Below are 18,511 nucleotides of genomic sequence, written 5' to 3'. Positions count from 1 at the left end.
CGCCGGCGCCGTCAGGCGCGCGCCACGAGCGCGACGGCGATCGCCTGGACCCCCTCGCCCCGCCCCGTGAATCCCAGCCCGTCGGTCGTGGTCGCGGACACAGACACAGGCGCGCCGAGCGCGTCGGTCAGCGCGCGCTCCGCCGCGCCGCGGCGCGGCGCGAACTTCGGCCGGACGGCCTGGACCTGGACCGCGACGTTCTCGACGCGCCAGCCCGCGCGCGACAGGATCCGCGCGGTCTCCGCGAGGAAGGCGTCGGCGTGCGCGCCCGCGAACTCCGGCCGGTCCGTGCCGAAGTGCGTGCCGATGTCCCCCAGGCCGGCGGCGCCCAGCACCGCATCGACGATTGCGTGCGCGACGGCGTCTCCGTCCGAGTGCCCGGACAGCGCGGGCTCCCCCGGCCATGCGACGCCCGCGAGCCAGAGCTTGCCGCCGCCGCCGAACGCGTGCACGTCGGTCCCCACGCCCACCCGCGTCGCGGGCGCGGCCGGCCGCACGCTCGGGAGCGGATCCGCGGACACGAGCGCCCGGGCGCGGTCGAGGTCGGCGGGCGTCGTGATCTTGAACGCCAGCGGCGACCCCGCGACGCTGTCGATCTCGTGACCCGCGTCGGCGACGAGCGCCGCGTCGTCCGTGAACTCGGTGTGCGCCCGCTCGTACGCCGCCACGAGCACGTCGCGGCGAAATCCCTGCGGCGTCTGCGCGGCCGCGAGCTCCGAGCGGTCGACGACCCCCGTGATCGTGTCGGCGGCGACGCGCTTGATCGTGTCCACGACCGGGAGCGTCGGGACGACGCCGTGGCCCGTGCGTCGCACGGCGTCCGCGACGCGGTCGATCGCGTCGCCCGGGGTGAGAGCGCGCGCAGCGTCGTGCACGAGCACGACCTCGATGTCTGCCCAGACGCGCGAGAGCCCCGCCGCGACCGAGGCCTGGCGCGTCGCACCGCCGGCGACGACCGTGACGAGCTCGCGCCGCGGGCCGGCCGCCTCGTGCGCGTCGGCGAGCGCCGTGCCCACGCGCTCCTCCGGGGCGACGACGATCACCTGGGCGGGCTCGGCGTCGAAGACCCCGCGCAGGCAGTGGCGCAGGATGGTGTGCTCGTCGAGTCCGACGAACGCCTTGGGCGCGCCTCGCCCCAGGCGCGTCCCACTGCCGGCGGCGACGACGATGATGGCGGTACGAAGGGGCGCTGCGGTGCTCACGCTCCACACAGTAATCGCCCCGCCGCCCGAAAGCGGGCGGCGGGGCGATCTGCGCGCGGGGCGGCTCAGCTGCTGGCGAGCGCCTCGTCGAGGATCGTGGCGGCCTCCGCCTCGGAGACCTCCTTCGCGAGCGCGAGCTCGGACTCGAGCACCTGCCGCGCCTTCGCGAGCATGCGCTTCTCACCGGCCGACAGGCCGCGGTCCTGGTCGCGGCGCCAGAGGTCGCGCACGACCTCGCTGACCTTGATGACGTCGCCGGAGGCGAGCTTCTCGAGGTTCGCCTTGTATCGGCGCGACCAGTTGGTCGGCTCCTCCGTGAACGGCGCCTTGAGAACGTCGAGAACCTGGTTCAGGCCGTCCTCCCCGATCACGTCGCGGACGCCCACGAGGTCGACGTTGTCCGCCGGAACCTCGATGACCAGGTCGCCCTGCGTGACGTTGAGCTTGAGGTAGGTCTTCTCCTCGCCCTTGATGACTCGCGTCTTGACTTCGGTAATGGTTGCTGCCCCGTGATGGGGGTAGACGACGGTCTCGCCAACCTCAAAAAGCATATGGATTACGTCCTTCCCGGCCTCACCCAGTTTACCACAGCCGCATATGCGCTAGGATTCCCGCTCCTGTCCGCCAGGGACCCTCGGGAGCACCCCCGTCGACCCTCTAGGATGGAGGGGAAGGCCCGCAGCCGGGCGGTGCCTGCACCACCTGGAGGATCCGTGAACTCGCGCATCATCGCGTCCCTCGCCCTTGGCGGCACCGTGCTCCTGGCGGCCTCTGGCTGCGCAGCGATCACCCCTCAGGCCACGACGTTTTCCTACACGGCGTCCGATGGCGTCAACGTTCCCGACGCCGAGGGATCTGCGGTCGCCGTGCGCAACGCGCTCGTCGTCGCCGACGCCGACGGCGCCGAGGGCAACTTCGTCGCCGTCCTCATCAACGACGGTGAGGACGACGCGCGCCTCAACCTCGACTGGACCTCGGGCAACGCCGCCATTACCGTCCCGGCCGGCGAGACGATCAGCCTCGGCGGCGACGCGGATCCGATCCTGATGAGCGCGCTCGACACGATGCCCGGCAACACGCTCAGCATGTACGTCCAGGCGGGCGCGGCCGAGGGCACGACCGTCGAGATCCCCGTTCTGAACAACTGCCTCACGGAGTACGCGGAGCTCGCGCCGAACGACTCCGCCACCGACCGCTCCTCCTGCGAGCCCGTCTCCGAGGTCGAGACCGAGTCCGAGGGCCACTGACCCTTTCCGGAAACACCAGGGGCCGCCCGCGCGATCGCGCGGGCGGCCCCTGGTGTTTTAAGGGTCAGCCCTCGAAGCGGTACCCGAGGCCGCGCACCGTCACGAGCATGACGGGCTGGGACGGCACGCGCTCGATGCGCGAGCGGATCCGCTTGATGTGCACGTCGAGCGTCTTGGTGTCGCCGAAGTAGTCGGATCCCCAGACCCGATCGATGAGCTGGCCGCGCGTGAGCACGCGGCCCGTGTTGCGCATGAGGAGCTCGAGCAGCTCGAACTCCTTGAGCGGCATGTTGATCTGCTCGCCATCGACGGCCACGGTGTGCCGGTCGATGTCGAGCATGACCCGGCCGCCCTCGAGGACGTGCTCGTCGAGGTCCTCCTCCGCGGTCGCCGAGCGCCGCAGCACCGCGCGCATGCGGGCGAGCAGCTCGCGCGACGAATAGGGCTTCGTGACGTAGTCGTCGGCCCCGAGCTCGAGCCCCACGACGATGTCCACCTCGCTGTCCTTCGCCGTGAGCATCACGATCGGCACGGCGGACGTGGTGCGGACCTGGCGGCAGACCTCGGTGCCGGGGATCCCGGGGAGCATGAGGTCGAGGAGGATGACGTCGGCGCCCTGCTCGCGGAACATCCGCAGGCCCTTTTCCCCGTCGTCCGCGATCTCCACCTCGTACCCCTCCCGCTGCAGCAGGTAGGCGAGCGGATCCGCCAGGTCGGGTTCGTCCTCCACGAGCAGAACGCGCGTCATGCGATGTCTTCCTTTCCGGTCGCGGGCGCCTTCTGCGCGCGCTTCTTCCGTCGTTTGGGCTTCTCGGGCGCGGCCGGCGGATCCGCGAGCGGCAGGCGGATCGTGAAGGTCGACCCCTGACCCTCGCGCGACCAGAGCCGCACCTCGCCGCCGTGGCGCTGGATCGCGTGCTTCACGATCGAGAGCCCGAGGCCCGTGCCGCCCGTGCGGCGGGAGCGGGCCTGGTCGGCGCGGAAGAAGCGCTCGAAGACGCGCTTCTGGTCGTCCTCCGCGATGCCGATCCCCTGGTCGGTCACGGCGATCTCGACCGCGTGCTCGACGCCGCGCACGCCCACGCCGACGTGCGACCCGGCGGGCGAGTACGCGATGGCGTTCGAGACGAGGTTGCTCACGGCCTCGATGAGGACGCGGCCGTCGCCGTGCACGAACAGGCCGCGGTCCCCGCCCACGACCAGCTCGACGCTCGCGCCCGCGGCGGTCACCTGCTGCGCCTCGACGGCCGCGTGCACGACCTCGTCGACCGCGACGTCGCCGACGTCGATGAGCTCGTCGGCCGCCTGCAGGCGCGAGAGGTTCATGATGCGACCGGTCAGCTGCCCCAACCGGTCGGCCTCGGCCGACATCCGCTCGGAGAAGCGCCGCACCTGCTCCGGGTCGTCCGCCGCCATCTCCAGCGCCTCGGCGAGGAGCGCGATCGCGCCGACGGGCGTCTTGAGTTCGTGGCTCGTGTTCTGGATGAAGTCCTGTCGCATCTGCTGCAGACGCTCCTGCTCGGAGATGTCCCGGACCGAGACGAGGATGAACCCCTGGCCGATCTGCGCCGAGCGCGCGACGACGAGCCGCGGCTCGCGCGAGATCCGTCCCGCGCGGATCCGCATCGTCTGCGCCTCGGACATGCCGGCGTGCCGCGCCTCCTTCATGAGGTCGCGCAGCTCCTCCTGCTCGAGCCGCTCCCCCGCCACGGCGCCCACCCAGGTCGACGACGGCGACGTGGCCACGACGATGCCGGACGGATCCGTCACGATCGCCGCGTCGTCGAGCACATCGAGCATCGCGGTCACGGCCTCGGGCAGCCGCGGATGCGCCTCGGCCTCGGCGCGCTGGCGCGCCCGCATCGCAGCGACGACGACGATCGTCAGCAGAGCACCGATGAGCGCCCCCACGAAGAGGGCGAGCAGAGCTGCGGGCATGTCTACAGGGTAAAGTCTTCGCACACCCCCGTGTGCACGCGGGGCACGCGATCGCGCGGGCGGGGAGAAGAGTGTTCACGCGGGTTCCACCGCCCGTTAACCTTCGCTCGACACAATCGCCGCCGCCGTGCGCGACGCTGGGCGAAGCCGCCCGGCCGCCGCAGGAGACACCACGACCCGAAAGGCCTTCCACAATGCGGGAAGTGTTCCACGACACCCTCGAAGACATCCAGAACCGCCTCGTCGAGATCTCGGAGCTCGTGACGGAGGCGATCCAGAAGGCCACGCAGGCCTTCGCCACGGGAGACGTCGCGCTCGCCGAGGAGGTGATCGCGAACGACGACACGATCGACCGCCTCGTCATCTCGACCGACGAGATCGCGATCGAGACCCTCGCGATGCAGCAGCCCGTCGCGCACGACCTGCGCGTCATCATCACGGCCCTGCGGGCGAGCGCGTCGCTCGAGCGCATGGGTGACCTCGCCGAGCACATCGCCCAGCTGGTGCGCTCGCGGTACCCCGAGCGCGCCATCCCCGCGGGCCTGAAGCGCACGTTCGTCCGCATGGGCGAGCTCGACGTCGAGGTCGCGCAGACGCTGACGCGCCTGCTGCGCACGCAGGACCTGCAGTTCGCGACGAAGATCCGCGACACCGACGACGACATCGACGAGCTGCACGCGTCGGTGTACGAGCGCGTGCTCGGCGACTCGTTCGCGGGCGAGATCCCGGGCGCGATCGACGCGACCCTCGCGAGCCGGTACCACGAGCGCTTCGCCGACCACGCGGTCTCGGTCGCGAAGAAGGTCGTCTACCTCTCGACGGGCGACTGGTCGGGCCACGACGACACGCAGATCGAGATCGTCGACCGCGAGGCCTAAGCCGCTTCACGACGAAGGCCGCCCCGCGATGCGCGGGGCGGCCTTCGTCGTGGCTGAGGCTACTTCTTCGAGCCCTGCGCCGCGACGGCCGCGGCGCCGGCGGCCGCCGCCTCGGGGTCGAGGTACCGCGCGGGGGCGACGGGACGCATCGCCTCGTCGAGCTCGTAGACCAGCGGGATGCCGGTCGGGATGTTCAGGCCGGCGATGTCCTCGTCGCTGATGCCGTCGAGGTGCTTCACGAGCGCGCGCAGGGAGTTGCCGTGCGCCGCGACGAGCACGGTCTTGCCGGCCGCAAGGTCGGGGACGATCTGGCTGTCCCAGTACGGCAGCATGCGGTCGATGACGAGCTTGAGCGACTCGGTCGCCGGCATCTCGCCGTCCATGCCCGCGTAGCGGGGGTCGTTCGTCTGGGCGAACTCGTTGTCGGCCGCGATCTCGGGCGGCGGCACGTCGAAGGACCGGCGCCACTCCATGAACTTCTCCTCGCCGAACTCGGCGAGCGTCTGGGCCTTGTCCTTGCCCTGGAGCGCGCCGTAGTGGCGCTCGTTCAGCCGCCACGAACGCTTCGTGGGGACCCAGAGGCGGTCGGCCGACTCCAGCGCGATGTTCGCGGTCTGGATCGCGCGGCTCAGGAGCGACGTGTGCAGCACGTCGGGCAGGACGCCCTCCTCGGCGAGCAGCTCGCCGCCGCGCGCAGCCTCGGCCCGCCCCTTCTCCGTGAGCCGGACATCGACCCATCCGGTGAAGAGGTTCTTCTCGTTCCACTCGCTCTGCCCGTGGCGGAGCAGGATCAGGGTGTGCGTCATGCTCCCCATGCTACTGGCGGCGGGGCGCGCCTCAGATGCGCGGGAGCTCGTGCGCGGCCTCTGACCGCTCGACGCCCGCGGCGACGAGCAGGTCGACGACCATGGGGCGCAGCGACGTGACGACGTTCTGATCGCCGAGCTGCGCGCGCGGCACGAGGGACGCCGGATCCAGCCGCCGCGCGATGGCGCGCAGAGCCTCCTGCGCGCGGCTCTCCGCGCCCGGATCCGTCACGCATCCCGCGACGAGCGCGGCGGCGGCTTGCACCTCCGCGACGAGGTCGGCGAGGCCCTCGCGCGGCGCGCCGTCCTCGACCGCGTAGTGCGCGCGGCGGGCGAGCACGCGCAGGTTGCGCGTGGCCAGGTCGGCGGCCTGCTGGATCCGCCCGAGCCGCGCGAGCTCGAGCCGCCTCGTGCGGAGGAACGGCGACACCCGCGAGATCGCGCGGCCGGACTCGAGCGATGCCGCCCACGCCGTGACCGGCGCCTGCAGCTCGCGCGCGAGCGCCAGGCCGCGCTCGGCCCGCAGGCGATCGCCGCGCCGGAGCCCCTGCACGACGCGCGTCATGGCGTGGTCCAGGCCGCCCCAGACCTCGTGGGCGTCGCGGGCGATCGCGCGCATCGGGTTGCGCGGCAGGAGCGCCGTGACGATCAGCGCCGTGGCTCCCCCGATCGCGCCGTCGAGCAGCCGGAGCCCCGCGAAGTCCCCGACGGGGAGGATGAACGCGATCGCCGCCTGCACCGCCGCGGCCAGCGGGAACTGCGGCGAGGGAGACACGAAGCGGCCGACGATCAGGGTGATCGTCAGCACGATGGCGAGCTGCCACCACCCCGGGCCCATGGCGAGCAGCGCCAGCTCCGAGATCGCGATGCCCGTGAGCATGCCCGCGATCGTCTGGGCGACCTTCGCGGGGCGCGCGTCGCGCAGGAGGCCGAGGCTCGAGATCGTCACGGTCGCCGCGAGGAGCGGCGTGTCGTGCCCCAAGACGAGGTGCGCGAGCGCGTACCCCGCCGACGCGGCGACAACGATCTGCGCGATCGCGATCCAGCTCTCGCGGAGCCGGGCGACGCCGGCGCGGGGACGGTAGCCGTGGTGCCAGCGCGCCGGCGTGACCTGGGTGAGCGGATCCGATTCCGACACGGCCCGTGCGGCCTACGACTCGGCCGGGCGGCGACGAGACAGCCGCGTCAGCCGAGGAACCTCGGCCGTGCGGCCCGCGTCGCCCGGCACGATGACCTCCTGCGCCGCGGCGATCGCCGCGTCGTCGTGCCGCACGACGAGCGCGGCCTCCTCCGGGGCGCGGCGCGAGAGGATCGCGAGGGCGATCGGCCCCAGCTCGTGGTGGTGCGCGGCTGAGGTCACACGGCCCACCTCCTCGTCGTCCAGGAGGACGACGTCGCCGCGCTCGGGCAGGACGTTCTCGGATCCGTCGAGGTGCAGGAGCGCGAGGCGGCGCGGCGGATGGCCGAGGTTGTGCACCTTGGCGACGGTCTCCTGACCGCGGTAGCACCCCTTGTCGAGGTGCACCGCGGAGCGCAGCCAGTCACTCTCGTGCGGCAGCGAGCGTTCGTCGACCTCGGCGGCCCACCGCGGCCGCCACGCGGCGATGCGCAACGCCTCCGCGGCGAGCGCGCCGGCGACGTCGAGGTCGACGAGCGATGCCTCCCCGGCGTCGTCGACGAGGGCCTCGAGGAACGCGTAGTCGGCCCCGGGGTGGTCCTCGGCGCGGGCGTACTGCCACCCGCCCGGCGAGACGCGCCCCCAGGGGTCGGCCCACACGAGGGGTAGCTCGCGGCCGCGCAGCGCGGCCGCGACGAGCCGGTCGGCGGCCACACCGCCGCGCATCGCGCCCACGACCGCGAGGTCGTCGCGCACGGCGACCGTCACGGCGGCGCGGAACCGCATCATGGTCAGCCACTTCGCCAGGCCAGCGGCGTCGCCGCGGTCGGCGATCAGCCAGGTCGACGCGCCGTCGTCGAGGACCGCGGCCGCGTGCTCCACGCGGCCCTGCGGGTCGAGCACGAGCAGCTCCGTGCTCTCGCCCGCGGCGAGGGAACCGAGGGCCTGGGAGGTGATCGAGTCGAGCCAGGTCAGCCGATCCGGGCCCGCGACCTCGATGACCACGCGGTCCGCGCGCGGGACGACCGCCCGGCCGGCCGCGAGCGCGCGCTGCTCGGCCCACGGTCCGCCCGCGTGCTGGATGACGCCCTCGTCGTCCGTGACGACGCCCGGCAGCGAGGCGAACGCGCCGGTCATCAGGAGACCTTCGCCAGGCGGGCGGACGCGTGCGAGGCGAGCTCGGCGCCGAGCGCCGCGATGTCCCACGCCCAGAGCAGGTGGCCGTCGACGAGCCCGTACAGGCGCGTGGCCGCACCGTACGGCTGTGCGCTCGCGGTGCGCACGACGGCGTCGGTGGCGATGTCGATCCGCGGGCCGGACACCTCGCCGACATAGAGCTCCTGCACACCGTCGGAGTGCGAGAGCACGACCTCGATCGGGAACCCGCCCGCCGACGTCCGGAGCGCCTCCACGTCGTCGGCCGTGCGGGCCGCCTCCGTCGCGGTCGCGGGCAGCAGCCCGGGGCCCGGCGCCGCCGGCGTCGCGGGGCGAGCGACGCGCCAGAAGCCGCTCTCGGCCGTGAGCGGGCGATCCGGGCGCCCGTCCGCGCCGAGCAACGTCGCGGTGGCCGCGTAGTTCAGGTACGGGCCGCCGTCGTGGCTGAAGCTCGCGCGGTAGTGGAACTCGCCCTCGAAGTGCGTCTCGCCTGCGCGGTAATCGATGACGCCGGTGCCCTCCCACACGCCGACCAGCCAGGACAGCGGAACGAGGTCGGCGGGGATGTCGGTGGGGATCTCGATCATGGTGCCTCCAGCGTATCCGGCGCCGCCGACATCCGGGCGGGCACGGAGGCGCGCCGGCGCCCCGAGAGCGTCCGGCGCGGCGGGCGGCGCGTTACTTCTGGCCGCGGAAGAGGTTGACGAGGACCGAGCCGCCCACGAACGCGATCGCGAGGCTCGCAAGACCGAGCAGACCCACGAAGAACATCTCGAGGGCGAACACGTCGACGTCAGCGAGGAATTCGAGCATGCGGGAAGTGTACCGCGCCGTTCACGCGCCCGCGGCGGGGAAGGTCTGCAGCCCCGTCGCCACGACGGTCAACAGCGCCTCGACCAGCGAGACGAGACCCACGATGAGGACGCTCCCGAGCGATGCCGTCGACGTCCGGAGAAGGAACCCATCGCTCCGGCCGATGATGATCTGCACGACAAACGCGACGATGAGGCAGACGCCGGCCGCCGCGCCGTACCAGGACCAGCGCACACCAACGGGCGCGACGAAGGCGACCGCGAGTGCGAGCACGAGGGCGAGCACCCAGGGCACGAGGAGCCCCTGGCTCCGTGCGATGCGTCCGATCAGCCCGCCCGGGCCGTGCGTGTCTGCGTCCGCCATGTCGCCCCTCTCCCGCCCCACACGTGGGCGCGGGGCCCTCCCATTGTGCCGGACCGGCGCACCCGGAACGCGCCGACCGCGCCGCCCCGCTCAGCCCCCTTTCAGAATTCCCCTATTATTGGGGCACTGCAGGGCACGGACCCCCGGCCGGCCCGAAAGGAAGTTCTCGTGGCCCAACTCCTCGTTCTCAGCTCGTCCTCCGACTCGGATCCCGTTCTGCCCGCGCTCGAGCTCCTCAGCCACCGCGTGCGGCAGATTCCGGCCGAGCCGGCGCAGCTGGTGAACGCGCCGAACGCCGACGCCATCTTCGTCGACGCGCGGGGCGACCTCGTGAGCGCGAAATCGCTCTGCAAGATCCTCACCACCACGGGCCTCGACGCGCCGCTGCTCCTCGTCATCACCGAGGGCGGGCTCACCGCCGTGTCGGTCGACTGGGGCGTGGACGACGTCATCCTCGTGGGCGCGGGCCCGGCCGAGGTCGACGCCCGGGTGCGCCTGGCGATCGGCCGGCAGGCCCACGAGCCGCAGTCAACCCGGATTCAGACCTCCGGCATCTCGATCGACGAGTCGTCTTACTCGGCGAAGGTGCACGGCAAGCCGCTCGATCTGACCTACAAGGAGTTCCAGCTCCTGCACTTCTTCGCGACGCACCCCTCGCGCGTCTTCACGCGCGAGCAGCTGCTCAGCGAGGTGTGGGGCTACGACTACTTCGGCGGCACGCGCACGGTCGACGTGCACGTCCGCCGCCTGCGCGCCAAGCTCGGCGACCTCGACCAGCTCATCGGCACCGTCCGCAACGTCGGCTACCGCTTCAACGTCTACGACGAGGACCAGGCGGGCGCGGCGCGGCCGCGCGAGGGGTCCCCCCGCGCCGAGCGCTGACCCCGCGCGGATCCGTTCACCTGCACGTTCCCCGATGGTGCCAGGATGGGACGCATGACCGACTCCACGATCGTCGACACCGGCCTGGGCGACGCCGAAGACGACGACTTCGACGAGCTCATCGAGGTCGACGAATCCGACCTCCCCGACCACCGCTACATCGACCGCGAGCTCAGCTGGCTCGCGTTCAACCAGCGCGTGCTCGAGCTCGCCGAGGACCCGAACGTGCCGCTGCTGGAGCGCACGAACTTCCTCGCGATCTTCGCGAGCAACCTCGACGAGTTCTTCATGGTCCGCGTCGCGGGCCTCAAGCGCCGCATCCTCACGGGCCTGGCGGTCCCCACCAACATCGGCACGACGCCCCAGCGGGTGCTCGAGTGGATCAGCCACGAGGCCCACGACCTGCAGGAGCGCCACGCCTCCGTGTGGCACGACGCCCTCGCGCCGGCGCTCGGGGACGAGGGCATCGCGTTCACGACGTGGGAGGACCTCTCCGACCTCGAGCGCGCGGGCCTCTACGAGTACTTCCAGCAGCAGGTATTCCCCGTCCTCATGCCGCTCGCGGTGGATCCGGCCCACCCGTTCCCGTACATCTCGGGCCTGTCGCTAAACCTCGCCGTGCGGATCCGCCACGCGCGCACGGGGCGCGAGGAGTTCGCGCGCATCAAGGTGCCGCCCATGCTCCCCCGCGTCGTGCGGGTGCCGGAGAAGGATCCGGCCAGCGAGCGGGTGCGCCTGCTGCCGCTCGAGGAGCTCATCGCGGAGAACCTCGGCGAGCTGTTCCCGGGCATGGAGATCCTCGAGCACCACGCGTTCCGGCTCACGCGGAACGAGGACGTGGTCATCGAGGAGGACGAGTCCGAGAACCTCATTCAGGCGCTCGAGCAGGAGCTGCTGCGCCGCCGCTTCGGCCCGCCCATCCGCCTGGAAATCACGCAGGACATGGACGACGTCACGCTCGGGCTGCTGCTCGAGGAGCTCGACATCTCGGAGCAGGAGGTCTACCGCCTGCCCGCGCCGCTCGACCTGCGCGCGCTGTTCCAGCTCGGGAGTATCGACCGCCCCGACCTGCGCTACGCCAAGCACGTCCCCGTCACGCCGCTCGCCTTCCAGCCGACCGACAGCGACTCGAAGCACACGAAGGCCGACATGTTCGCGGCCATCCGCAAGCACGACGTGCTGGTCCACCACCCGTACGAGTCGTTCGCGACGAGCGTCCAGGCGTTCCTCGAGCAGGCGGCACGGGATCCGCAGGTCCTCGCGATCAAGCAGACCCTGTACCGCACCTCGGGCGACAGCCCCATCGTGCAGGCCCTTATCGACGCGGCCGAGAACGGCAAGCAGGTCCTCGCGCTCGTCGAGGTGAAGGCGCGCTTCGACGAGGCGAACAACATCGAGTGGGCGCGGATCCTCGAAAAGTCTGGCGTGCACGTCGTGTACGGCCTCGTCGGGCTGAAGACCCACTGCAAGATCGCCTCCGTCGTGCGCGAGGAGAACGGTCAGCTCCGCCACTACACGCACGTCGGCACGGGCAACTACAACCCCAAGACGAGCCGCATCTACGAGGACATGGGCCTGTTCACGTGCGACCCGATCGTCGGGCGCGACGTCACGCGGCTGTTCAACGAGCTGTCGGGCTACGCGATCGAGAAGAAGTTCTCGCGCCTTCTGACGGCGCCCCTGCACCTGCGCAACGGCCTGCTGCGCCTCATCGAGCGCGAGCGCCGCGTCGCCGAGGAGGGCCGCCCCGCCCACGTCCGCATCAAGGTCAACTCGATGGTCGACGAGCAGATTATCGACGCGCTCTACCGCGCGTCGATGGCGGGTGTGAAGGTCGACGTGTGGGTCCGCGGCATCTGCAGCCTGCGCGTGGATCTCCCGGGGGTCAGCGACAACATCCGCGTGCGCAGCGTCCTCGGGCGCTACCTCGAGCACTCGCGCATCTTCGCGTTCCACAACGACGGCGCGGACGAGGCCTACATCGGCAGCGCCGACATGATGCACCGCAACCTCGATCGCCGCGTCGAGGCGCTCGTCCAGGTCACGCGGCCGCAGCACGTGTCGGAGCTCATCGACTACTTCGACCTCGCGATGGACGACTCCGCCGCGACGTGGCACCTCGGCGAGGGCGGGTCGTGGACGCGCCAGCACCTCGATGAGGCCGGCGTCCCGCTCGTGGACGTGCAGGACCGCACGATGCAGCTCATCCAGCGACGCCGCCGCGTGCGGCAGACGAGGCGCTGATGGCGCGCCGGGGTGGATCCGCGGTCCTGACGAAGAAGGCCGCGACGGACACCGTGTACGCCGCGGGCGGCGTGATGTGGCGGCACGAGGGCGGCGAGCTCCTCGTCCTCCTCGTGCACCGGCGCAAGTTCCGCGACACGTCCTTCCCCAAGGGCAAGGTCGACCCCGGCGAGACGCTGCCGGAGACCGCCGTGCGCGAGCTGCACGAGGAGACGGGGATCCGCGGCGTGCTCGGGCCGGAGCTCGGCACGGTCGAGTACCGCATCCCGTCGGGCCGCGACAAGGTCGTGCGCTACTGGGCCGTCGAGACGACCCCGGCCGCGTTGAGCGCCTCGACCTTCCGCCCGAACCGCGAGATCGACGCGGTCTCCTGGGTGACGCTCGGCGCGGCGCGCGAGCGGCTGAGCTACCCCGCCGACCACCAGATCCTCGACGACTTCGAGCGCCTCGTGGCCGCGGGCGGGCTCGGCACCTTCCCGCTCGTGCTTATGCGGCACGGGCAGGCCGTCTCCGGCTCCGACACGGACGGGCCCGACGCCGCGCGCGTGCTCACCGCCCGCGGGCAGCGGCAGGCGCGCGCCGCCGTGGGTCCGCTCGGCGCGTTCGGGATCCGCCGGATCCTCGCCTCCCCCGCCACCCGGTGCCTGCAGACCGTGCGCCCGCTCGCGCGCGCGACGGGGCGCCGGATCCAGGAGGTCGAGGCCCTCAGCCAGGACGCCTGGGAGGCCGGCGTCGACGAGGTGGCCGACGTCGTCGACAAGCGGCTCGCGAAGCAGAAGGCCGCCGTGCTCTGCTCCCACGGCCCGGTCCTGCCGCGCGTCATGGAGCTGCTCGGATCCGCGACCGGAACGGCGCACCCGCGGGAGCTCGCCGCCGCCGCGTCGCTCGGCACGGGCTCCTTCACGGTGGCGCACGTCTCGCGGGACGGATCCGGGATCATCGCGATCGAGACCCACGCCCCGAGCGCCTAGGGCGTGTCTCCCTCCTGATCGCCTCCTGCGCAGGGCCCGAGCACGCGCCTCGCGGCGTTGTCCTCGGTCGACGATGCTCCGCATCGCCTCCCTCGTCCGCCTTGCGATGCACGCACTCGGACCCTTGCTCGGTGCGGCTCCAAGAGGGAGACACACCCTAGAGTGGAAGCGTGACCAAGGCACGTCTCTTCTCCGGTATGCAGCCCTCGGCCGATTCTCTCCAGATCGGCAACTACATCGGGGCGCTCATGCAGTGGCGCGACATGCAGGACGCCTACGATGCGTTCTTCGCGGTCGTGGACCTGCACGCGATCACCGTGCCGCAGGACGCCGCGCAGCTGCGCGACAAGACGCGCCGCACCGCCGCGCAGTACATCGCGGCGGGCATTGAGCCCGACAAGTCGACCCTGTACGTGCAGTCGCAGGTGCCCGCGCACGCCGAGCTCGCCTGGATCCTTTCCACCCTCACGGGCTTCGGCGAGGCGCAGCGGATGACGCAGTTCAAGGACAAGTCCCAGCGCTACGGCGCGGACTCGTCGAGCGTGGGGCTGTTCACGTACCCGGTCCTGATGGCGGCGGACATCCTGCTGTACCAGACGAAGGTCGTCCCGGTCGGCGACGACCAGAAGCAGCATGTCGAGCTGACGCGCACGCTCGCCGAGCGCTTCAACTCGCGCTTCGGGGAGACCTTCCAGGTGCCGGATCCCGTGATCCAGAAGGAGACGGCGCGGATCTACGACCTCCAGGCCCCGACGTCGAAGATGTCGAAGTCGGCGGAGTCGCAGGCGGGCGTGCTGTACCTGCTCGACGACATCAACGTCACGGCGAAGAAGATCATGCGCGCCGTCACGGACAACGACGGCACGGTGCGCTACGACCGCGAGGCGAAGCCGGGCGTCGCGAACCTCCTGACGATCTACGCGGCCCTCACAGGTCGCACCGTGGAGTCGATCGAGGACGAGTACGCGGGCCGCGGGTACGGCGACTTCAAGAAGGGCCTGCGCGACGTCGTCGTGGCCGAGTTCGAGCCCGTGCGCGCCCGCGCGCTTGAGCTGCTCGAGGATCCGGCGGAGCTCGACCGCGCCCTCGCACAGAACGCGGATCGCGCGTCTGAGGCGGCCGAGGAGACCCTCGCCGCCGTGTACGAGCGCGTGGGTCTCCTGCGGCGTGGGTGACCCCGTCCCGCTTCGGACCCCGCGCCTGTTCCTCACCGCCCCGGCGCCCGCCGACGCCGACGCGATCTACGAGGCATGCCAGGATCCGCTGATTCAGCGCTTCACCACCGTGCCCGCGCCGTACACGCGCGAGGACGCGGCGGTGTTTATCGGATCCGTCGTCGAGGGCTGGGAGAGCGGCACGGAGCTGGTCTGGGCGGTCCACTCGCAGCGCGCGCTCGCCGGCATGGTGGGCCTGCACCGCGTCGCAAACGGCGCGGCGGAGCTCGGGTACTGGGCCTCGCCCGCCGCGCGCGGTGCCGGCCTCATCACGGAGGCCGCGCGCGCCGTGGTGGAGTTCGCTTTCGGTCCGATGCGGCTGCGGCGCCTCGAGTGGCACGCCGTCGTGGGCAATGACGCGTCGGCCCGGGTGGCGCAGAAGCTCGGGTTTCAGTTCGAGGGCGTCCGCCGCCAGGCCCTGCACGGGGATCCGCCGTTCGATGGCTGGATTGCCGGCCTCCTCGCCACCGATCGCCGCACCCCGACCCGCTGGGACGCGTAGGCACCGGCCCGCGGGAATACCGGGTCGCGGGGGGCGTTATGCTGAGTGCACGTGCTCCGGGGTCGGTGAGAATCCGAACCGGCGGTGATAGTCCGCGACCTCCTGCGAACAGGGGTTGATCCGGTGAAAATCCGGAACCGACGGTGATGCTGGCCCCGGCCAGCGAGTCCGGATGGAAGGTGGCACGGCGGGCCCCAGGGCCCTGATCTGCGAACCCCGGCGCACCCGCATGAGAGGGATCCGGATGGTCACGCAGCCCGAGCTCGCCGCGATGCATCGCGCGCTGGAGCTGGCGGCCCGTGGCCCCGCGAGCAGGAACCCCCAGGTCGGCGCGGTGCTGCTGTCCCCCGCGGGGGACGTCCTCGCCGAGGGCTGGCACCGCGGCGCCGGCACCCCGCACGCCGAGGTCGACGCCCTCGCGCAGCTGCCCGCGGGCGCGGCGCGCGGCGCCACGGCCGTCGTGACCCTCGAGCCCTGCAACCACACGGGGCGCACGGGCCCGTGCGCGCTCGCGCTGATCGAGGCGGGCGTCGCCCGCGTCGCGTACGCGCTCGACGATCCCGGCGAGCACGAGGGCGGCGGCGCGGCGCGGCTGCGAGCAGCGGGCGTCGACGTGGAGGGCGGGATCCTCGAGCCCGAGGCCCGCGCCTTCCTCGCCCCGTGGCTCGAGACGCGCCGGCTCGGGCGCCCGCACGTCACCGTCAAGTGGGCGCAGAGCCTCGACGGCCGGGCCGCGGCGGCGGACGGCACGAGCCAGTGGATCACGGGCGCCGCGGCGCGGGCCGACGTGCACCGCCGGAGGGCCGCGTCCGACGCCATCGTCGTGGGCACGGGCACGCTCCTCGCCGACGACCCCGCCCTGACGGCTCGCGACGGGGACGCCCTCCACCCGCACCAACCCGTCCCGATCGTGATCGGGGCGCGGGCCGTTCCCGCGGGCGCGCGGATCCACGACCACCCGCACGCGCCTCTCGTCTATGCGACGCATTCCCTCCAGGACGTCCTCGCGGACCTGGCCGACCGCGGCCACCACCGCGTCTTCGTGGAGGGCGGCCCCACACTCGCGAGCGCCTTCATCGCCGCGGGGCTCGCCGACCGGATCCTCGCCTATGTCGCGCCGACGCTCCTCGGCGGACCGCGCGTGGCGCTCACCGACGTCGGCGTGGCGGGCATCACCCAGCAGCGCCGCCTCACCATCGACCGTATCGACCGCCTCGGCGAGGACCTGCTGGTCATCGCCTCCCCCGAAGGAGAAGCCGACTGATGTTCACGGGAATCATCGAGGAGATCGGCCGGGTCACGGCCGTCGAGCCGTCGGGCGACGGCGTGCGCCTCACGATCCACGCCCCGGGCGCGATCGACGGCGTGCGTCACGGCGACTCCATCGCCGTCAGCGGCGTGTGCCTGACCGTCGTCGCGTGGACCGACGAGGCGTTCACCGCCGACGTCATGCGCCAGACCCTCGACATGTCGACGCTCGACGACGTCGCCCCCGGCCGCACGGTCAACCTCGAGCGCGCGCTCGCGTCCGGCGGCCGCCTCGGCGGGCACATCGTGCAGGGCCACATCGACGGCACCGGCACGGTCGCGGAAGTCCGGCCGGGCGACGAGTGGCAGGTCGTGCGGATCGAGATCTCGCCCGAGCTCGCCCCCCTCGTCGTCGACAAGGGATCCGTCACCCTCGACGGCACGTCGCTGACGATCAGCGCCGTGAGCGACGCGAGCGCGGAGCGTCCGTGGCTCGAGGTGTCGCTCATCCCGGAGACGCTGCGCGCCACGACCTTCGGCGAGCGCCGCGTGGGCGACCGCGTGAACGTCGAAACCGACATCCTCGCCCGCCACGTGCAGCGTCTCGTGGCGTTCGCGAGCGCCCCTGCGACCGAAGGATCCGTGCGATGAGCCTGTCCGACCTCCCCCCGCTCTCCTCCATCGACGACGCGATCGACGCGATCCGCGCCGGGCGTCCCGTGCTCGTGGCCGACGACGAGAATCGCGAGAACGAGGGCGACGTCATCATCTCGGCGGAGCTCGCCTCCCCCGAGACGATCGCCTGGATGGTGCGATACACGTCGGGGTACCTCTGCGCGCCGATGCCGCAGGACTGGGCGGATCGCCTCGAGCTGCCGCCCATGGTCGAGCGCAACGAGGACATGCGCTCGACGGCATACACCGTCTCGGTGGACGCCGCCGAGGGTGTCACGACCGGGATCAGCGCGCGCGACCGCGCTCACACGCTGAACGTGCTGGCGGATCCGGACGCCACGCCGGCGAGCCTCATCCGCCCGGGCCACGTGCTGCCGCTGCGCGCGCGGCCGGGCGGCGTGCGGGAGCGCGCGGGCCACACCGAGGCGGCCGTGGACCTGATGCGGCTCGCCGGTGTCAGCCCCGTCGGGGTCATCGGCGAGGTCGTCGCCGACGACGGCGAGATGGTGCGCCTGCCGGGCCTGCTCGAGATGGGCCGCGCCGAAAACGTGCCGGTCATCACGATCGAGCAGCTGGCGGCGCACCTCGACGAGGCGGATCCGCGCCCCGCGCCCGCGACCGCCCAGCGCGCCGTGAGCCTCCGCGCGGACACGACCGTCCCGACGTCCCACGGCGACCTGCGCTTCCTCGCCTACCGCGACCGCATGACGGGCACGGACCACCTCGCGATCGTCGCGGGCGACCTCACGGTCGACGCGCCGCTCGTGCGGGTGCACTCGGAGTGCCTGACGGGCGAGGCGTTCGGATCCCAGAAGTGCGAGTGCGGGCCGCAGCTCGACGCCGCGCTCGACACGATCGCCCGGGAGGGCGGCGTCGTCGTCTACATGCGCGGCCACGAGGGGCGCGGCATCGGGCTCATCAACAAGCTGCGCGCCTACGCGCTGCAGGAGCGCGGCTTCGACACCCTCGACGCGAACACCGAGCTGGGCCTCCCCGCCGACGCCCGGGACTACGCGGCAGCCGCGTCGATCCTCGCCGACCTCGGCATCGAGCGCCTGCGCCTGCTCACGAACAACACCGACAAGGTGAACCAGCTGCGCGGGTTCGGCATCGACGTCACGGAGCAGGTGCCGCTCATCGTCGGCGTCGGGCCCAACAACCACCAGTACCTCGAGACCAAGCGCGACCGCATGGGGCACGTCATCGGCGAGGCCGAGCTGCAGGCCGCCGTCGCCCGCATGCACGAAGGAGCATAA

The 18,511-nt window shown here is 72.2% G+C and carries 20 protein-coding genes and 1 riboswitch; of the genes, 10 read left to right on the top strand and 10 right to left on the bottom strand.

Features of this window, described 5'->3' with window-relative positions; translation table 11 throughout:
• Positions 1-11 precede the first annotated feature (11 nt).
• Both ispD and G8E01_RS11760 read right to left on the bottom strand, forming a co-directional pair.
• Positions 12-1,202 carry a 2-C-methyl-D-erythritol 4-phosphate cytidylyltransferase gene (gene ispD / locus G8E01_RS11765; protein ID WP_166320096.1) on the bottom strand — a complete coding sequence of 397 codons (1,191 nt, stop codon included), beginning with the start codon at positions 1,200-1,202 and terminating at the stop codon, positions 12-14.
• Between the two features lie 65 nt (positions 1,203-1,267).
• Positions 1,268-1,753, bottom strand: a complete 486-nt coding sequence (locus G8E01_RS11760; RefSeq protein ID WP_155048103.1) for a CarD family transcriptional regulator — start codon at positions 1,751-1,753, stop codon at positions 1,268-1,270.
• Between the two features lie 162 nt (positions 1,754-1,915).
• On the opposite strand from G8E01_RS11760, the gene G8E01_RS11755 reads away from it, so the two are divergent.
• On the top strand, positions 1,916-2,449 hold the full coding sequence (locus G8E01_RS11755) for a DNA modification methylase (RefSeq protein ID WP_166320094.1): 534 nt from the start codon (positions 1,916-1,918) through the stop codon (positions 2,447-2,449).
• A 64-nt stretch (positions 2,450-2,513) separates the two neighbouring features.
• Here the strand turns inward: G8E01_RS11755 and G8E01_RS11750 are convergent, their stop codons facing one another.
• Both G8E01_RS11750 and G8E01_RS11745 read right to left on the bottom strand, forming a co-directional pair.
• The gene (locus tag G8E01_RS11750) at positions 2,514-3,197 is read right to left on the bottom strand and encodes a response regulator transcription factor (protein WP_166320092.1); all 684 of its coding nucleotides are present in this window, start codon (positions 3,195-3,197) and stop codon (positions 2,514-2,516) included.
• Positions 3,194-4,387: a sensor histidine kinase gene (locus tag G8E01_RS11745; RefSeq protein ID WP_166320090.1), complete on the bottom strand. Its 1,194-nt coding sequence runs from the start codon at positions 4,385-4,387 to the stop codon at positions 3,194-3,196. The genes G8E01_RS11750 and G8E01_RS11745 overlap by 4 nt, the downstream gene beginning before the upstream one ends.
• A gap of 194 nt (positions 4,388-4,581) precedes the next feature.
• Here G8E01_RS11745 and phoU point away from each other — a divergent pair, with 194 nt between their 5' ends.
• On the top strand, positions 4,582-5,265 hold the full coding sequence (gene phoU, locus G8E01_RS11740; protein ID WP_155048106.1) for a phosphate signaling complex protein PhoU: 684 nt from the start codon (positions 4,582-4,584) through the stop codon (positions 5,263-5,265).
• Between the two features lie 59 nt (positions 5,266-5,324).
• Here phoU and G8E01_RS11735 read toward each other — a convergent pair whose 3' ends face one another.
• From G8E01_RS11735 to G8E01_RS11715, 6 genes are all read right to left on the bottom strand, one after another.
• Entirely contained in the window at positions 5,325-6,071 is a 747-nt protein-coding gene (locus tag G8E01_RS11735; RefSeq protein ID WP_155048107.1) for a phosphoglyceromutase, read from the bottom strand.
• A 31-nt stretch (positions 6,072-6,102) separates the two neighbouring features.
• Positions 6,103-7,209, bottom strand: coding sequence for an FUSC family protein (locus G8E01_RS11730; RefSeq protein ID WP_166320086.1), 1,107 nt, complete (start codon positions 7,207-7,209; stop codon positions 6,103-6,105).
• Positions 7,210-7,221: 12 nt separating this feature from the next.
• The gene (gene ygfZ / locus G8E01_RS11725; RefSeq protein WP_166320084.1) at positions 7,222-8,325 is read right to left on the bottom strand and encodes a CAF17-like 4Fe-4S cluster assembly/insertion protein YgfZ; all 1,104 of its coding nucleotides are present in this window, start codon (positions 8,323-8,325) and stop codon (positions 7,222-7,224) included.
• Positions 8,325-8,930 carry a nitrobindin family protein gene (locus G8E01_RS11720; protein WP_166320082.1) on the bottom strand — a complete coding sequence of 202 codons (606 nt, stop codon included), beginning with the start codon at positions 8,928-8,930 and terminating at the stop codon, positions 8,325-8,327. Before G8E01_RS11720 ends, ygfZ begins: the two co-directional genes overlap by 1 nt.
• A gap of 91 nt (positions 8,931-9,021) precedes the next feature.
• On the bottom strand, positions 9,022-9,156 hold the full coding sequence (locus tag G8E01_RS13000) for a hypothetical protein (RefSeq protein WP_268866060.1): 135 nt from the start codon (positions 9,154-9,156) through the stop codon (positions 9,022-9,024).
• A 21-nt stretch (positions 9,157-9,177) separates the two neighbouring features.
• Positions 9,178-9,519: a hypothetical protein gene (locus tag G8E01_RS11715; protein WP_166320080.1), complete on the bottom strand. Its 342-nt coding sequence runs from the start codon at positions 9,517-9,519 to the stop codon at positions 9,178-9,180.
• A gap of 168 nt (positions 9,520-9,687) precedes the next feature.
• On the opposite strand from G8E01_RS11715, the gene G8E01_RS11710 reads away from it, so the two are divergent.
• The 8 genes from G8E01_RS11710 to ribA all read left to right on the top strand — a co-directional run bounded on the left by G8E01_RS11710 (position 9,688) and on the right by ribA (position 18,511).
• Positions 9,688-10,401, top strand: coding sequence for a winged helix-turn-helix domain-containing protein (locus G8E01_RS11710; protein WP_166320078.1), 714 nt, complete (start codon positions 9,688-9,690; stop codon positions 10,399-10,401).
• Between the two features lie 54 nt (positions 10,402-10,455).
• Positions 10,456-12,645 carry an RNA degradosome polyphosphate kinase gene (locus G8E01_RS11705; RefSeq protein ID WP_166320076.1) on the top strand — a complete coding sequence of 730 codons (2,190 nt, stop codon included), beginning with the start codon at positions 10,456-10,458 and terminating at the stop codon, positions 12,643-12,645.
• A complete protein-coding gene (locus G8E01_RS11700) occupies positions 12,645-13,616 on the top strand; it encodes an NUDIX hydrolase (RefSeq protein WP_166320074.1) in 972 nt (323 codons plus the stop codon). The genes G8E01_RS11705 and G8E01_RS11700 overlap by 1 nt, the downstream gene beginning before the upstream one ends.
• Before the next feature lie 170 nt (positions 13,617-13,786).
• Positions 13,787-14,791, top strand: a complete 1,005-nt coding sequence (gene trpS, locus G8E01_RS11695; RefSeq protein ID WP_166320072.1) for a tryptophan--tRNA ligase — start codon at positions 13,787-13,789, stop codon at positions 14,789-14,791.
• Positions 14,784-15,332, top strand: coding sequence for a GNAT family N-acetyltransferase (locus tag G8E01_RS11690; RefSeq protein WP_166320070.1), 549 nt, complete (start codon positions 14,784-14,786; stop codon positions 15,330-15,332). The genes trpS and G8E01_RS11690 overlap by 8 nt, the downstream gene beginning before the upstream one ends.
• Before the next feature lie 49 nt (positions 15,333-15,381).
• Positions 15,382-15,520, top strand: a riboswitch (FMN riboswitch).
• A gap of 56 nt (positions 15,521-15,576) precedes the next feature.
• The gene (ribD, locus tag G8E01_RS11685) at positions 15,577-16,596 is read left to right on the top strand and encodes a bifunctional diaminohydroxyphosphoribosylaminopyrimidine deaminase/5-amino-6-(5-phosphoribosylamino)uracil reductase RibD (protein ID WP_205827574.1); all 1,020 of its coding nucleotides are present in this window, start codon (positions 15,577-15,579) and stop codon (positions 16,594-16,596) included.
• The gene (locus tag G8E01_RS11680; protein WP_166320066.1) at positions 16,596-17,231 is read left to right on the top strand and encodes a riboflavin synthase; all 636 of its coding nucleotides are present in this window, start codon (positions 16,596-16,598) and stop codon (positions 17,229-17,231) included. The genes ribD and G8E01_RS11680 overlap by 1 nt, the downstream gene beginning before the upstream one ends.
• Entirely contained in the window at positions 17,228-18,511 is a 1,284-nt protein-coding gene (gene ribA, locus G8E01_RS11675) for a GTP cyclohydrolase II (RefSeq protein ID WP_166320064.1), read from the top strand. The genes G8E01_RS11680 and ribA overlap by 4 nt, the downstream gene beginning before the upstream one ends.

It is taken from the genome of Microbacterium excoecariae (genome assembly GCF_011326725.1).
Lineage (GTDB): Bacteria > Actinomycetota > Actinomycetes > Actinomycetales > Microbacteriaceae > Microbacterium > Microbacterium excoecariae.
Note: the sequence above shows the minus strand (reverse complement) of the source record. Positions and strands in the feature narration are given on the sequence as shown.

Bases quoted from the DNA above. Each gene is read 5' to 3' on its own strand.
- ygfZ (WP_166320084.1), bottom strand. From the start codon at position 8,325: ATGACCGGCGCGTTCGCCTCGCTGCCGGGCGTCGTCACGGACGACGAG.
- G8E01_RS11700 (WP_166320074.1), top strand. From the start codon at position 12,645: ATGGCGCGCCGGGGTGGATCCGCGGTCCTGACGAAGAAGGCCGCGACG.
- G8E01_RS11705 (WP_166320076.1), top strand. From the start codon at position 10,456: ATGACCGACTCCACGATCGTCGACACCGGCCTGGGCGACGCCGAAGAC.
- G8E01_RS11745 (WP_166320090.1), bottom strand. From the start codon at position 4,387: ATGCCCGCAGCTCTGCTCGCCCTCTTCGTGGGGGCGCTCATCGGTGCT.
- G8E01_RS11720 (WP_166320082.1), bottom strand. From the start codon at position 8,930: ATGATCGAGATCCCCACCGACATCCCCGCCGACCTCGTTCCGCTGTCC.
- G8E01_RS11680 (WP_166320066.1), top strand. From the start codon at position 16,596: ATGTTCACGGGAATCATCGAGGAGATCGGCCGGGTCACGGCCGTCGAG.
- G8E01_RS11760 (WP_155048103.1), bottom strand. From the start codon at position 1,753: ATGCTTTTTGAGGTTGGCGAGACCGTCGTCTACCCCCATCACGGGGCA.
- ribD (WP_205827574.1), top strand. From the start codon at position 15,577: ATGGTCACGCAGCCCGAGCTCGCCGCGATGCATCGCGCGCTGGAGCTG.
- G8E01_RS13000 (WP_268866060.1), bottom strand. From the start codon at position 9,156: ATGCTCGAATTCCTCGCTGACGTCGACGTGTTCGCCCTCGAGATGTTC.
- G8E01_RS11735 (WP_155048107.1), bottom strand. From the start codon at position 6,071: ATGACGCACACCCTGATCCTGCTCCGCCACGGGCAGAGCGAGTGGAAC.
- G8E01_RS11715 (WP_166320080.1), bottom strand. From the start codon at position 9,519: ATGGCGGACGCAGACACGCACGGCCCGGGCGGGCTGATCGGACGCATC.
- phoU (WP_155048106.1), top strand. From the start codon at position 4,582: ATGCGGGAAGTGTTCCACGACACCCTCGAAGACATCCAGAACCGCCTC.
- ribA (WP_166320064.1), top strand. From the start codon at position 17,228: ATGAGCCTGTCCGACCTCCCCCCGCTCTCCTCCATCGACGACGCGATC.
- G8E01_RS11750 (WP_166320092.1), bottom strand. From the start codon at position 3,197: ATGACGCGCGTTCTGCTCGTGGAGGACGAACCCGACCTGGCGGATCCG.